Below are 13,358 nucleotides of genomic sequence, written 5' to 3'. Positions count from 1 at the left end.
GGGGAAGTCTTCGAAGAGCTCATGGGGGAGGACCTCGGTGCGGTGCTGTGCGGGGCGGCCTGGGCCGGCTTCAATCCAGCGTGACCGGCGACTGGCCGCCGGCCTCGCCGCGGCCTTGCAGCCAGGCGCCGAGCGCGCCCAGCGCGCCGTCGGCGTAGCCCCAGCTGATCACCGTCGGTGCCGAGACATCCAGCGCCTGGAACGGATTCCACAGCACCAGATGCAGGTCCGGCCGCCATGCGGCGGCGTTGGCGCCGTAGCGCGCCCGGTGCGTCGAGGCCACGATCGTGAAGCGGCCGTCGGCCGGCACGGCGGCCCAGTCCAGCGCCGCGATGTCGCCGAGCGAGACGAACTCGACGTCGCCGTAGCCTTCGAACAGCGCGCGCACCTGGGCGCCGGTCGGGCCGGCTTCGGACACGCCGTCGGTCGGCACCTCGTCCTGCACCAGCACGCGGATCGGCCGGTCGGCCGCCGGCGGCTTGGCGCCGCGCAGCGCGCTCAGTCCCGCGGCCCAGGCGCGGCGCATCAGCACGTCGTCGGCCTCGCGCGGCGCGCCCTGGTAGTCGTCGAAGCGGACCGGGAAGTCGCGCGCCAGCTTGTCCAGTCGCGCTTCGGCCTGACGGCCGCGCCCGACGCTCAAGCCGCCGCGCGTCAACGCATCCTGCAGCGCGTGGATCGCCTGCGCCTGCTCGTCCAGCGAGCCCTGCGCCAGGATCATGTCGGCGCCGGCGTTGATCGCCAGCACCGCCGCCTTCGCGTAGCCGTAGCGTTCGGCGATGGCCTTCATCATCAGCGCGTCGGTGATGACGACGCCGTCGTAGCCGTACTCGTCGCGCAGGATGCCGCCCAGGATCGTCTTCGACAGCGTCGCCGGGTACTGCGGGTCGATCTTCGGATAGACGATGTGCGCCGTCATGATCGACGGCGCCACGTCGCGCAGCGCCTGGAAGGGCTTGAGCTCGAGCGCGTCCAGCTCGGCGCGGGACTTCTCGACCGTCGGCAGGTCCAGGTGCGAGTCGACATGCGTGTCGCCGTGACCCGGGAAGTGCTTGATGCAGCAGGCCACGCCCGCCGCCATCGAGCCCTTCATCCACGCGCCGGCCAGGCGCGTGACGGTGTCCGCGGTCTCGCCGAAGCTGCGCTCGGCGATCACCGGATTCGCCGGGTTGTTGTTGATGTCGGTGACCGGCGCGAAGTTCCAGTTGATCCCGATGCCGCGCAGGCCGCGCGCCACCGCCGCGCCGACCTGCTCGGCCAGCCCCTCGTCGCCCGCCGCGCCCAGCGCCATCGCCGACGGCGGCTGCGGCAGGAAGGTCGCGCGCACGACGGAGCCGCCCTCCTGGTCCAGCCCGATCAGCGCATCCGCGCCCATCGCTTCGCGCAGGTCGCGCGTGAGCTGACGGACCTCCGCCTCGGTGCCCAGGTTCTTGCGGAACAGGCACACCGCCCGGATCCTGTTGTCGCGCAGGAAGGCCGCGGTCGTCGCATCCAGCGTCTTGCCCTGGATGTCCACCATCACCAGCCGGCCCGGATGGAATGCTGTGTCGCTCATGTCGCTCTCTTCTGCCTGGCCCGCGGGTCGATGGCTGGGGGTGGGAATCAACTTGCAATCAATGCGCCGAAGCGCTTCTGCGCCGAAACGCGGATCCGCGATCAACGGATCCGCGCATGCGCGATCAATGCGTCTTGGTGACCTTGGCCAGATGCCGCGGCTGGTCGGGGTTCAGACCCCGCGCCTGCGCCAGCGCCTCGACCATCGGATAGAAGCTCTGCACCGCCGTGATCGGATCCAGGTCCTCGTTGCCGGTGCAGGTCAGCGGCAGCTCGGCGCCCGGCGTGCCTTCCGGCGCCGCCAGCAGCACGCGCGCGCCGCGGCCACGCATCTCTTCAGCCAGCGCCAGCAGTCCGGCCTGGGCGGGACCGCGCGGTGCGAAGACCAGCAGCGGATAGCCCTCGTCCACCAGCGCCATCGGACCGTGTTTCACTTCCGCGCCGGAGAAGGCCTCGGCCTGGATGCCGCAGGTTTCCTTGAACTTCAGCGCCGCCTCCAGCGCGATCGGCAGCGAAGTGCCACGACCGATGACGAACAGCTTGTCCGCGCCCTTGAGCACGTCCACCGCCACGTCCCAGCGCTGCTTCGCGGCCTGCTCCATCGCCTGCGGCAGTGTCTGCAACGCGGCCGACAGGTGCTCGTCACCCTGCCAGGCGGCGACGACGCGCGCGCCCGCCACCAGCTGCGCGATGTAGCTCTTGGTCGCGGCGACGCTCTGCTCGACGCCGGCATGCAGGCGGAACACGTGTTCGGCGGCAGCCTCCAGCGGCGAGCCGTCGGCATTCACGAAGGCGACCGTGCGCGCGCCGTTGGCGCGGAAGTACTGCGTCGGCGAGACCAGGTCCGGGCTCTGGCCCGATTGCGAGAACGCGAAGGACACCAGCCCCTGGCTCTGGATCTTGCTCTGGTAGAGCGTGATCAGCGACATCGGCAGCGAGGTCACGAGCCGGCCCAGCCGCGCCATCAGCAGGTAGGCCAGGTAATGCGACGCGTGGTCCGAGCTGCCGCGCGCGATCGTCAGCAGCGAGGTCGGCGGCTGCTCGCGCAGCGCGTCGCCCAGGGCGGCATAGGCGTTCTGATCGGCGGCCAGTTGACGGGCCACCACCTGCGGCGCGCTCAGCGCCTCATCCAGCATTCGCGAGGTCAATTGCTTCTCCTTCAACGACCACGCACTGCAACTGCAAGCCACGGTCCATCACCACGAAATCCGCCCAGGCGCCCGGAGCCAGACGGCCCCGGTCGTCCAGACCCAAATAGTCCGCCGCGTTCGTCGACACGCGCCGCGACGCGTCCTCGATCGGGAGGCCCAGTTTCAACACCAGGTTGCGCAGCGCCTGGTCCATCGTCAGCGTCGATCCGGCCAGCGTGCCGTCAGGCAGACGCACGCCGCCCAGGCACTTGGTGACGCGGTGCCGGCCCAGGCTGTACTCGCCGTCGGGCATGCCGGCCGCGGCCGTCGAATCGGTGACGCAGAACAGGTGCGGGATGCTGCGCAGCGCGACGCGGATCGCGCCGGGGTGCACATGCAGCAGGTCCGGAATGACCTCGGCGTACTGCGCGTGCGCCAGCGCGGCCCCGACCATGCCGGGCTCGCGGTGGTGCAGGCCCGTCATCGCGTTGAACAGGTGCGTGAAGCCGCCGGCGCCGCGGCCGAGCGCGGCGACGCCGTCTTCATAGGTGCCCAGCGAGTGGCCGATCTGGACCTGGAAGCCGGCCTCGCGCAACTGCGTGACGAGGTCGAGGTGTCCCGGCAGCTCCGGCGCCAGCGTGATCAGGCGGATCGGCGCGATCGCGTGCAGGTCGCGGATCTCGGCGATCGACGCGGCCTTGGCGAAGTCCGGCTGCGCGCCGAGCTTGCCGGGATTGATGTACGGCCCTTCGAGGTGCACGCCCAGCACGCGCGCGCCGCCCTCGGGGCGCACGACGCAGAGCTCGGCCAGGCCGCGCATCGCGTGCCGGATCTCGTCCAGCGGCGCGGTCATCGTCGTCGCGAGCAGCGACGTGGTGCCGTGTTTCGCATGCAGCTTGGCGAGCTGCGCGGCGGCGTCGCCGCCTTCCATCGTGTCGCGGCCGGCGCCGCCGTGGACGTGGGTGTCGATGAAGCCCGGGAGGACGATCGGCAGGTCCTGCGCGCCGTGGCGCACGTCGTACTCCGGCGCGGGCGTCCCGTCGATGCGGACGACGCGTCCCTTGTCATGTTCCAGCACACCGCGGATGAACCCGCTGGGTGTCAATATGAATCCGTCGATGTGCTGGGTCGTCATCCGTCTCGCCTCATCTCCGCGACGAAGTCGTAGTAGTCGCTGCGGCAGTAGGAATGGGTGAGCTCCACGGCCTGACCCTGGTCGAGGTAGCCCACGCGGGTGATGAAGAGCACCGCCTGGCCCACCGGCACCTGCAGCAGACCCGCGAGACGCGAGTCGGCATTGATGGCGCGGATGTGCTGCAGCGCGCGCACCGGCGCGCCGCCGTGCTGGGCGAGGTGCTCGTACAGCGAGGACTCGACCTTCTGCGGATCGGGCAGCACGGCCTCGGGCAGGATCGAGAGCTCATAGGCCATGACCACGGCGTCCGCCAGGCGCAGGCGTTCCAGGCGCGCGACGCGCTGACCGGTCGTCAGGCCGAGCGAGAGCTGCTCGTCCGGCGCCGCCATGGCGAAGCCGCGCGTCAGCCAGCGGCTGCTGGGCTTGAAGCCGCGCTGGTGGAGTTCTTCCGAGAAGCTGGTCAGGCGCGACAGCGGCTGCTCGAGCTTCGGGGCGATGTAGTTGCCGGAGCCGCGCTTGCGCACGATCAGGCCCTGTTCGACGAGGCGGTCGATCGCCTTGCGGGCGGTGACGCGCGAGAGGTCGAGCGACTCCGAGAGCACGCGCTCCGACGGCAGGGCCTCGTCGGCCTGGTACTGCCCTTCGCGGATCGCCTGCGCCAGCTTGTGGGCCAGCTGCATGTACAGCGGCGAGGCGGCGGCGGGATCGGGCTTGAACTGGAAGGGCAGCTTGGTGCTCATCGGGCTTCTCGTCTTCAACGGGGGTCGGAGAGAGCGCCGCGGACCAGCCGCAGCGCGCCGTCGGCCGAGTCGCCCTGGGGCGACACGCAACGGGCCCGAATGTTGCCTGAGAAAAGCGCGGCGAGCCGCTGCGCCACGCTGCCCGCGAGCGACAGCGGCAGCTGCCGCGTCGGATCGAGCGCGAGCGCGAGCTGCTCCAGTTCCGCGACCGCCTGCGCGACGAGCGCCGCGGCGGCCGGATCGGATTCCGATTGTTCGAACACGAGCGGCGCGAGTTGCGCGTACGCATGCTGGCCGGCCTGGGCGACCCAGGCGTTGATGGCGTCGCGGTCCTGGTCGTCCTGGCAGCCGGCAGCGGTCCACACGGCACGTGCCAGCGATCCGGCCTCGACGCGGCCGTCCATCGCCTTCTGCGCGGTCCGCATCGCCTGGATACCGAGCCACGCGCCGCTGCCTTCATCGCCGCCGATCCAGCCCCAGCCGCTGACGCAGACCATCGAGCCATCGGCGCGCAGCGCCTCGCCCACCGTGCCGGTGCCGGCCGCGACCACGCCGCCGGGCCGGCCCGCATGGGCACCGATGACGGACGTGGTGCCGTCGTTCACGAGTTCGATGTGGGCATAGCCGGGCTGCTGTGCGACGAAGGCCTGGGCGTGTGAGGCGACGCCGGCGCCGGAAAGGCCGAGGCCGATCGCGGTCTCGGCGAGCGGCAGCCGGTCGATGCCTGCCTTGGCCGCCGCTTCCTGCACGGCCATCTGGATGTGGCGCCAAGCCTGGGCGATGCCCTGCCCCAGCGCCGACGGTCCCGCCCAGCCCTGGCCGAGCAGCTGTCCATCGACATCGCTCAGCCGGACCCGCGTGCCGGTGCCACCGCCATCCACTCCCACCAGGAAGCGGACGCCCGCGAAGCGCGGCTGCAGAGGAGCGGACCAGGCGTCCGCCAGAGGGTGGCTTGTCATGATTAATACCAGTTTAGTACCAAAAAACGCAGAGCGTCAATTGGTAGCGCACTGGACTTAACCCTGATGCCCGAGCCCCTTTCAGAGGGGTTGCGTGGTTATGACCACCAACGTACCAGTTATGGCTCTGCAAAGAATCGGGAAGATCACGCAGCAGGTGGCCTGCCGAGGCCGCTGGCCCTCACCCCTCTCCCGCAAGCGGGAGAGGGAGTCCGACTGGGGCCATTCTTGCCCCCGCCGCCCCTTGCGCGGCAGCCACCGCATCAAGAGCCATCGCTAGTGGAAATGCCGAGGCCGTCTTGCTCCCTCTCCCGCTTGCGGGAGAGGGTGGGGGTGAAGGCCAGCGGCCGCGGTAGTACGGTCAATCCAAGGACCATCCGAGCTCGACGCCCTGCCCTTTGAGCCAGTTGCTCGCAGCCGAGAAATGCCCACAGCCGATGAACGGCGCCGGCCCCCTCGTGGCGGACAACGGCGACGGGTGGTTGGCCTGCAGCACGAGGTGCCGATGGCCCGCGGCTTCGATCAACGGCGCCTTCGCCTGCGCGTGCGCGCCCCACAGCAGATAGACCTTGGGGGCCGGGTCTCGCGCGGTGGCCGCGATGAGCGCGTCCGTCAACGACTCCCAACCCTTCTTCGCATGCGAGGCGGCGGCGCCGTCCTCGACGGTGAGGCTGGTGTTGAGCAGCAGCACGCCGCGCCGCGCCCATTCGCCGAGATGCCCCGACATCGCCGGCTGCTGCCCCAGGTCGCGCTGCAGCTCCTTGAAGATGTTGCGCAGCGACGGCGGCAGCTTCTCCCCACCGGCACGGAGAACGACAGCCCCTCCGCCTGCCCCGGCCCGTGATACGGGTCCTGGCCGACGATGACGACCTTGACGTTCGTCAGCGGCGTGAGGCGCAGCGCGCGCAGCGGATCGGGCGGGTAGATCACCGCGCCTTCAGCAAGCCGCGTCTTCAGCAGCGCCTCGATGCGCTGACCATCGGCGCCCGCGCGCCACGCGTCGATGAGCGGCTGCCAGCCGTCCCCAGCCGACCAGTCGAGGGACTTGAGCGTCGCGGACATCAGCGGAACAGCGCCGACAGCGCCGCGCCCGGATCGGGGGCGCGCATGAAGGCCTCGCCGACGAGGAAAGCGTTGACCTGCGCATCGCGCATGCGCTGCACGTCGGCCGGGCCGAGAATGCCGGACTCGGTCACCAGGAGACGATCCGCCGGCACGTTTTTCAGCAGCCCGAGCGTCGTGTCCAGCGTGACCTCGAAGGTCTTCAGGTTGCGGTTGTTGATGCCGACCATAGTCGTCTTCAACCGCAGCGCGCGCTCCAGCTCCGCACCGTCGTGCACCTCGACCAGCACGTCCAGGCCGAGGCCCAGCGCGCAGTCCTCGAGCTCGGCCATCAGGCCGTCGTCCAGGCTCGCCGCGATCAGCAGGATGCAATCCGCGCCCATCGCGCGCGCTTCGTAAACCTGGTACGGATCGATCATGAAGTCCTTGCGCAGCACCGGCAGCGCGCAGGCCGCGCGGGCCTGCTTCAGGAACTCGACCGAGCCCTGGAAGTGCGGCGCATCGGTCAGGACGCTCAGGCAGGCCGCGCCGTGCTGCTCGTAGCTCCGGGCGATGTCGGCGGGACGGAAGTCCTCGCGCAGCACGCCCTTGCTCGGGCTGGCCTTCTTCACCTCGGCGATGACGCCACTGCGGCCCGCGTCGATCTTGGCGCGCAGCGCGTTCACGAAACCGCGCGTCGGCTCGGTGCGCGATTCAGCGTCGGCGCGCAGCGCGGCCAGCGGCACGCGGGCCGACGCGGCAGCGACTTCCTCGCGCTTGACGGCGTTGATGCGATCCAGGATGTCAGACATACGATTTTCTTTTCAGGCGTTCGCGGCGGCCTGCCGCTGCGTCTCGGCGACGAACTGGTCCAGCTTCGCGCGCGCGGCGCCGGACTCGATCGCGACACGCGCCTTCGCGATGCCGTCGGCGATCGACTCGACCACGTTGGCCGCGTACAGCGTCGCGCCGGCGTTCAGCAGCACGATGTCGCGCGCCGCGCCGGGCTCGTTGCCGAGCACGCCCAGCAGCACCTGCCGGCTCTCCTCCGGACCGCTGACGCGCAGGTTGCGGCTCGCGACCATCGGCATGCCGAAGTCCTCGGGATGGATCTCGTACTCGCGGATCTCGCCGTTCCTGAGCTCGCCGACCAGCGTCGCCGCGCCCAGCGAGATCTCGTCCATGTTGTCCTTGCCGTAGACGACCACGGCGTGCTGCGCGCCGAGGCGCTGCATCACGCGGACCTGGATGCCGACGAGGTCCGGATGGAACACGCCCATCAGGATGTTGGGCGCGTCGGCCGGGTTGGTCAGCGGTCCCAGGATGTTGAAGATCGTGCGCACGCCCAGCTCCTTGCGGACGGGCGCGATGTTCTTCATCGCCGGATGGTGGTTGGGCGCGAACATGAAACCGATGCCGGTCTGGCGCACGCACTCCGCGACCGCCTGCGGCGGCAGCGACAGCGTCACGCCCAGCGCCTCCAGCACGTCCGCGCTGCCGGTCTTGGACGAGACGCTGCGGTTGCCGTGCTTGGCGACCTGCGCGCCCGCCGCGGCCGCGACGAACATCGAGCAGGTCGAGATGTTGAAGGTGTGCGCGCCGTCGCCGCCGGTGCCGACGACGTCGACCAGATGCGGGCCCGGCTCGATCGGCACCTTGACGGAGAACTCTCGCATCACCTGCGCGGCGGCGGTGATCTCGCCGATGGTCTCCTTCTTGACGCGCAGGCCGATCAGGATAGCCGCGGCGGTGACCGGCGAGATGTCGCCGCTCATGATGCGGCGCATCAGCGACAGCATCTCGTCGTGGAAGATCTCGCGGTGCTCGATGACGCGGGTCAGCGCCTCGTTGTCGGTGATGGGCATGAGGATCTCCCGCTCAGGCGTTGAAGAACCGGCGCGTCGCCGCGACCGCGCGGTCGACGCCCGCGGCGTCCACGTCGAGGTGGGTCACGAAGCGCAGCTTGTACAGCCCGGTCGTGAGCACGCCTTCGGTCTTCAGATGCTCGACCAGCTTCGCCGCGATGCCCTTGTCGACGTCGCAGAAGACGATGTTGGTCTGCGGCGCCTCGACCGTCAGACCCGGCAGGCCCTGCAGTCCTTCGGCGAGGCGCTTGGCCAGCGCGTGGTCTTCGCCCAGGCGCTTCACCTGGTGGTCGAGCGCGTAGTGCGCCGCCGACGCGAGCAGCCCGGCCTGGCGCATGCCGCCGCCGAGCATCTTGCGCCAGCGGTGCGCGCTCTTGATGAGTTCGCGCGAGCCGCACAGCACCGAGCCGACCGGCGCGCCCAGGCCCTTGGAGAAGCAGACCGACACGCTGTCGAAGTGCGAGCAGATGCGCTTCGCGGCGTCGTACGGATCGCTCCCGTCGCGCGCGGCGACGGCGACCGCCGCATTGAACAGGCGCGCGCCGTCGAGGTGGCGCGACAGGCCGTGGCGCTTCGCCAGTTCGGAGGCGGCGGCGAGGTACTCCATCGGCAGCACCTTGCCGCCGATCGTGTTCTCGAGCGCCAGCAGCCGCGTGCGCGCGAAGTGCGCGTCGTCGGGCTTGATGTTGGCTTCGATGTCGGCCAGCGGCAGCGAGCCGTCCGGCGCGTGGTTCAGCGGCTGCGGCTGGATCGAACCCAGCACCGCGGCGCCGCCGCCTTCCCAGCGGTAGGTGTGGGCGAACTGGCCGACGATGTATTCGTCGCCGCGCTGGCAGTGCGCCATCAACGCGCAGAGATTGCTCTGCGTGCCGGTGGGCATGAACAGCGCGGCCTCGAAGCCGAGCCGCTCCGCCAGCGCCGCCTGCAGCGCGTTGACGCTGGGGTCGTCGCCGAACACGTCGTCGCCCAGCGGTGCGGACGCCATGGCGGCGCGCATGCCCGCGGTCGGCTGGGTGACGGTATCGCTGCGCAGATCGACGATCGCGCTGGGATGACCTGCTGCCTTGCTGCCTTCGTTCATCGTGCCAACTCCAGGAAGTTCTTGAGCATCGCGTGACCGTGCTCCGAGAGGATGGATTCGGGATGGAACTGGACGCCCTCCAGCGGCGTCGCGGTGCCGGCGAGCGCGCGATGACGCACGCCCATGATCTCGCCGTCCTCGCTGCGGGCGCTGATCTCCAGCTCCTTCGGGATCGTCGATTCCTCGATCGCCAGCGAGTGGTAGCGGATCACGTCGAAGCGGTCGGGCAGTCCGCTGAAGACGCCTTGCGTGTCGGTCGTGATCGTCGAGGACTTGCCGTGCATCTGCACCTTGGCGCGGACGATGTTGCCGCCCAGCGCGGCGCCTATGCTCTGGTGGCCCAGGCACACACCCAGGATCGGCAACTGGCCGATGAAGCGCTGGATCGCCGGCACGCAGACGCCGGCTTCCTTGGGCGTACACGGGCCGGGCGAGAGCACCAGATGCGTCGGGTTGAGCGCGGCGATCTCGTCGAGCGTGATCTGGTCGTTGCGGACCGTCTTCACCTCGGCGCCGAGTTCGGCGAAGTACTGCACCAGGTTGAAGGTGAAGCTGTCGTAGTTGTCGATCATCAGCAGCATGTCGTTGCTCCTTCGTTCACTTCAGCTTCAGAAACCTTCTTCGACCAGTTCCGCGGCGCGCAGCAGCGCGCGCGCCTTGGCCTCGGTCTCCTTCCATTCGAGCTCGGGGACCGAGTCCGCCACGATGCCCGCCGCCGCCTGCACGTACAGCACCTGGTCCATGACGATGCCGGTGCGGATCGCGATGGCCAGGTCCATGTCGCCGCCGAAGCTCAGGTAGCCGCAGGCGCCGCCGTAGATGCCGCGCTTGACGGGTTCGAGCTCGTCGATGATCTCCATCGCGCGGATCTTGGGCGCGCCCGACAGCGTGCCGGCCGGGAAGCTGGCGCGGAACACGTCCATGTTGCCCACGCCGGGTTTCAGGATGCCCTCGACATTGCTGACGATGTGCATCACGTGCGAGTAGCGTTCGACGGCAAAGGCGTCCGTCACCTTCACGCTGCCGGTCTGCGCGATGCGGCCGGTGTCGTTGCGGGCCAGGTCGATCAGCATCAGGTGCTCGGCGCGCTCCTTCGGATCGGCCTTGAGCTCGACTTCCAGCGCCTGGTCCTGCTCCGGCGTGCCGCCGCGCGGACGCGTGCCGGCCAGCGGGCGGATCGTGACCTTGCGGCCGTCGGGCGTCTGCTCCTGGCGCACCAGGATCTCCGGCGAGGCGCCGACGATCTGGAAGTCCCCCATGTCGTAGAAGTACATGTAGGGGCTGGGGTTCAGCGAGCGCAGTGCGCGGTACAGGCTCAGCGGGGACTCGGTGTAGCGCTTCTTCAGCCGCTGGCCGAAGACGATCTGCATGCAGTCGCCGGCGGCGATGTAAGCCTTGGCCTTGTCGACGGAGGCCAGGAAGTCGGCCTTTGCGAACTCGCGCTCGACCGGATGCGCCTGGGCGCGCGCGACGCGCGGCGCGGCGACCGAGTAGCCCAGCTTGTCCTTCAGCTCGGTGAGACGCTTCTTCGCCTTGAAGTAGGCCTCGGGCTGGCCGGGGTCGGCGTAAACGATCAGGTAGAGCTTGCCCGACAGGTTGTCGATGACGGCCAGTTCCTCGCACTGCAGCAGCATCACGTCGGGCGTCGGCAGACCGCCCTGCGGCGTGGACGCGGCCAGGCGCGGCTCGATGTATCGGACGGCGTCGTAGCCGAAGTAGCCGGCCAGGCCGCCGCAGAAGCGCGGCATGCCGGGCCGGAGCGCGACCTTGAAGCGCTGCTGGTAGGCCTCGATGAAGGCGAGCGGGTCGCCCTCGTGGGTCTCGATCACGGCGCCGTCGCGGATCACGCGGGTGACGGGGCCTTCGCTCTTCAACACGGTGCGCGCGGGCAGGCCGATGAAGGAGTAGCGGCCGAAGCGCTCGCCGCCGACCACCGATTCCAGCAGGAAGCTGTGACGGCCCGGGCCGTTGCCGGCACAGAGCTTCAGGTAGAGCGAGAGCGGGGTCTCGAGATCCGCGAAGGCCTCGCTGATCAGCGGGATGCGGTTGTAGCCGTCGGCGGCCAGGCTTTGGAATTCCAGTTCGGTGATCACGTCGTCAAACCTCTCGTCGAATGCGGCGTGTCGTTTCGGTGATGCAGGGCATCACGACGCGCGCGCAAGCGCTAACTCAGGTCGCCTGTTGGACCTGCCCCGTACGGTAGGGTGCAGAGGAAGTGTGACGGTCCCGCGTCCGGGGGATAGGGGTGGACGGCGGGCGGCAAGCAGCAGGCGGCTTCAGGTGAAGTCGGACCAGGATCGCCAGGGCCAGGCTCCCCGGTCGTTCGACCCCTTGATGTGCTTGCGCGTGATAAACATGGTGCGGATCAGTGTAGCAGGCGACATGGGCAGGAGGATTCCCGGAGGCCCGGCTTCGCATGGCTGTCGGATACTTCGCCTCAGAGTCGACCGTGGAGTCGACCGATCCTTCCGGAGGGAATGGAGACACATGTCCAAGCGCAATGTCCTGATGGCCGCGGGTCTGCTCGCGGCCGCGATGCTGACGCCGATCGCGGCGTCGGCCCAGTCCACGCCTCCGGCGGCTTCCGCGGCGGCCGCGGCGCCGACCACGGCCCCCATCGAGCTGGCCGGGGTCAAGTACGACGGCAACGTCGAGGTGGCCGGCCAGAAGCTCCAGCTCAACGGCGCGGGGATCCGCTACAAGGCGATCTTCAAGGTCTACACGGCCGGGCTGTACATGAACGCGAAGGCGACGTCGCCCGAGGCCGTGCTGGCCAACACCGGCCCGAAGCGCATGCACATCCAGATGCTGCGCGACATCGACGGCGAGGAACTGGGCAAGCTCTTCACCAAGGGCATGGAGCAGAACGCGACGCGCGAGGAATTCGGCCGGTCGATCGTCGGCGTGCTGCGCATGTCGGAGATCTTCGTGCAGAAGAAGAAGCTCAAGACGGGCGAAAGCTTCGGCGTGGACTACATCCCCGGGACGGGCACGGTGGTCTTCGTCAACGGCCAGTTGATCCCTGGCGAGCCCATCAAGGGCGAGGACTTCTTCAACGTGCTGCTGAAGATCTGGCTGGGCAAGTCACCGGCCGACAGCGACCTCAAGGTGGCGCTGCTGGGCGGCGGCAAGGCGGCGGCAGCGACCAGCAACCGCAACGCGGCGGGCAGCAGCCGCTGAACGTGCCGCTCGGGGGACTGTTCAGCCGAGCAGCTCGTCGAGCCGGTCGATGTAGCGCTCCGCAGGTACATCGCGGATCGGTTGGCCGTGGTTGTAGCCGTAGCTGACGAGCGCGATCGGGCAGCCGGCCGCATGCGCGGCGCGGGCGTCGTTGCTGGAGTCGCCGATCATCCACGTCGTCGCGGGCGCTGACCCGAGCGCCTCGCAGGTCTTGAGCAGCGGCATCGGATCGGGCTTCTTGCGCTCGAAATCGTCGCCGCCGAAGACGCGGTCGAAGTAGCGGTCCAAGCCCTTGCGCTTGAGCAGCTCCCGCGCGAACGCGGCGGGCTTGTTGGTCAGGCAGGCCATCGGCAGGCCGAGCGCCTTCAACGCATCCAACCCTTCGATCACGCCGGGGAACACGTCGGCGTGCTCGCCGTTGAGCACCTCGTAGTGACGCTGGTAAAGCGCCCACGCCTGCTCGTAGTGTTCCTGGGGAGCACCGACTTCGGCGAGCACGCTGCGGATCAGGTGCTCGCTCCCCTGCCCGATCGTGTGCTCGACGAAGTCGCGCTGAACCGCGGGCAGGGCCATGTCGGCCGTCACGCGGTTCAGCACCGCGACGAAGTCGCCCAAGGTATCGACGAGCGTGCCGTCGAGGTCGAGCATGAAGGCGGAGGGGTCGGATCGAGTGCGG

General features: G+C 69.4%; 12 protein-coding genes and 1 pseudogene. 1 reads left to right on the top strand and 12 read right to left on the bottom strand.

Annotation, left to right across the window (positions count from 1 at the left end):
• Positions 1-70: 70 nt before the first annotated feature.
• The 11 genes and pseudogenes from nagZ to trpE all read right to left on the bottom strand — a co-directional run bounded on the left by nagZ (position 71) and on the right by trpE (position 11,595).
• Positions 71-1,552 carry a beta-N-acetylhexosaminidase gene (gene nagZ, locus ACQ859_RS04840; protein ID WP_431264835.1) on the bottom strand — a complete coding sequence of 494 codons (1,482 nt, stop codon included), beginning with the start codon at positions 1,550-1,552 and terminating at the stop codon, positions 71-73.
• A gap of 124 nt (positions 1,553-1,676) precedes the next feature.
• Entirely contained in the window at positions 1,677-2,687 is a 1,011-nt protein-coding gene (locus ACQ859_RS04835; protein WP_431266464.1) for an SIS domain-containing protein, read from the bottom strand.
• The gene (nagA, locus tag ACQ859_RS04830) at positions 2,677-3,816 is read right to left on the bottom strand and encodes an N-acetylglucosamine-6-phosphate deacetylase (protein WP_431264834.1); all 1,140 of its coding nucleotides are present in this window, start codon (positions 3,814-3,816) and stop codon (positions 2,677-2,679) included. The genes ACQ859_RS04835 and nagA overlap by 11 nt, the downstream gene beginning before the upstream one ends.
• The gene (locus ACQ859_RS04825) at positions 3,813-4,556 is read right to left on the bottom strand and encodes a GntR family transcriptional regulator (RefSeq protein ID WP_088405999.1); all 744 of its coding nucleotides are present in this window, start codon (positions 4,554-4,556) and stop codon (positions 3,813-3,815) included. The genes nagA and ACQ859_RS04825 overlap by 4 nt, the downstream gene beginning before the upstream one ends.
• A 14-nt stretch (positions 4,557-4,570) precedes the next feature.
• Positions 4,571-5,515 (bottom strand): BadF/BadG/BcrA/BcrD ATPase family protein, encoded by a 945-nt coding sequence (locus ACQ859_RS04820; protein WP_431264833.1) that lies wholly within the window; start codon positions 5,513-5,515, stop codon positions 4,571-4,573.
• 361 nt (positions 5,516-5,876) lie between these two features.
• Positions 5,877-6,577, bottom strand: a pseudogene (locus ACQ859_RS04815) (uracil-DNA glycosylase).
• Positions 6,577-7,368 carry an indole-3-glycerol phosphate synthase TrpC gene (gene trpC, locus ACQ859_RS04810; RefSeq protein WP_431264832.1) on the bottom strand — a complete coding sequence of 264 codons (792 nt, stop codon included), beginning with the start codon at positions 7,366-7,368 and terminating at the stop codon, positions 6,577-6,579. Before trpC ends, ACQ859_RS04815 begins: the two are co-directional and overlap by 1 nt.
• Positions 7,369-7,380: 12 nt before the next feature.
• Positions 7,381-8,421 (bottom strand): anthranilate phosphoribosyltransferase, encoded by a 1,041-nt coding sequence (trpD, locus tag ACQ859_RS04805; RefSeq protein ID WP_431264831.1) that lies wholly within the window; start codon positions 8,419-8,421, stop codon positions 7,381-7,383.
• A 13-nt stretch (positions 8,422-8,434) separates the two neighbouring features.
• Positions 8,435-9,502 (bottom strand): low-specificity L-threonine aldolase, encoded by a 1,068-nt coding sequence (gene ltaE, locus ACQ859_RS04800; protein ID WP_431264830.1) that lies wholly within the window; start codon positions 9,500-9,502, stop codon positions 8,435-8,437.
• A complete protein-coding gene (locus tag ACQ859_RS04795) occupies positions 9,499-10,083 on the bottom strand; it encodes an anthranilate synthase component II (protein WP_431264829.1) in 585 nt (194 codons plus the stop codon). Before ACQ859_RS04795 ends, ltaE begins: the two co-directional genes overlap by 4 nt.
• 27 nt (positions 10,084-10,110) lie before the next feature.
• Positions 10,111-11,595 carry an anthranilate synthase component I gene (gene trpE / locus ACQ859_RS04790; protein WP_431264828.1) on the bottom strand — a complete coding sequence of 495 codons (1,485 nt, stop codon included), beginning with the start codon at positions 11,593-11,595 and terminating at the stop codon, positions 10,111-10,113.
• 394 nt (positions 11,596-11,989) lie between these two features.
• Between trpE and ACQ859_RS04785 the strand changes: the two genes are divergently transcribed.
• Positions 11,990-12,682: a chalcone isomerase family protein gene (locus ACQ859_RS04785; RefSeq protein WP_431264827.1), complete on the top strand. Its 693-nt coding sequence runs from the start codon at positions 11,990-11,992 to the stop codon at positions 12,680-12,682.
• A 21-nt stretch (positions 12,683-12,703) separates the two neighbouring features.
• Here the strand turns inward: ACQ859_RS04785 and gph are convergent, their stop codons facing one another.
• A complete protein-coding gene (gene gph, locus ACQ859_RS04780) occupies positions 12,704-13,330 on the bottom strand; it encodes a phosphoglycolate phosphatase (protein WP_431264826.1) in 627 nt (208 codons plus the stop codon).
• Between the last annotated feature and the right edge of the window lie 28 nt (positions 13,331-13,358).

Origin of the sequence: Roseateles chitinivorans, assembly GCF_050632235.1 — a bacterium.
GTDB classification, from domain to species: Bacteria; Pseudomonadota; Gammaproteobacteria; order Burkholderiales; family Burkholderiaceae_C; genus Roseateles; species Roseateles chitinivorans_A.
The sequence above is the reverse complement of the archived record's forward strand: the minus strand, read 5'-3'. Positions and strand labels throughout refer to the sequence as shown.

What these genes read in the sequence shown, in the direction of transcription:
- ACQ859_RS04835 (WP_431266464.1), bottom strand. Translation starts at nt 2,687, where the DNA reads ATGCTGGATGAGGCGCTGAGCGCGCCGCAGGTGGTGGCCCGTCAACTG.
- trpC (WP_431264832.1), bottom strand. Translation starts at nt 7,368, where the DNA reads ATGTCTGACATCCTGGATCGCATCAACGCCGTCAAGCGCGAGGAAGTC.
- trpD (WP_431264831.1), bottom strand. Translation starts at nt 8,421, where the DNA reads ATGCCCATCACCGACAACGAGGCGCTGACCCGCGTCATCGAGCACCGC.
- ACQ859_RS04825 (WP_088405999.1), bottom strand. Translation starts at nt 4,556, where the DNA reads ATGAGCACCAAGCTGCCCTTCCAGTTCAAGCCCGATCCCGCCGCCGCC.
- ACQ859_RS04795 (WP_431264829.1), bottom strand. Translation starts at nt 10,083, where the DNA reads ATGCTGCTGATGATCGACAACTACGACAGCTTCACCTTCAACCTGGTG.
- nagA (WP_431264834.1), bottom strand. Translation starts at nt 3,816, where the DNA reads ATGACGACCCAGCACATCGACGGATTCATATTGACACCCAGCGGGTTC.
- ACQ859_RS04820 (WP_431264833.1), bottom strand. Translation starts at nt 5,515, where the DNA reads ATGACAAGCCACCCTCTGGCGGACGCCTGGTCCGCTCCTCTGCAGCCG.
- ltaE (WP_431264830.1), bottom strand. Translation starts at nt 9,502, where the DNA reads ATGAACGAAGGCAGCAAGGCAGCAGGTCATCCCAGCGCGATCGTCGAT.
- nagZ (WP_431264835.1), bottom strand. Translation starts at nt 1,552, where the DNA reads ATGAGCGACACAGCATTCCATCCGGGCCGGCTGGTGATGGTGGACATC.
- gph (WP_431264826.1), bottom strand. Translation starts at nt 13,330, where the DNA reads ATGCTCGACCTCGACGGCACGCTCGTCGATACCTTGGGCGACTTCGTC.
- ACQ859_RS04785 (WP_431264827.1), top strand. Translation starts at nt 11,990, where the DNA reads ATGTCCAAGCGCAATGTCCTGATGGCCGCGGGTCTGCTCGCGGCCGCG.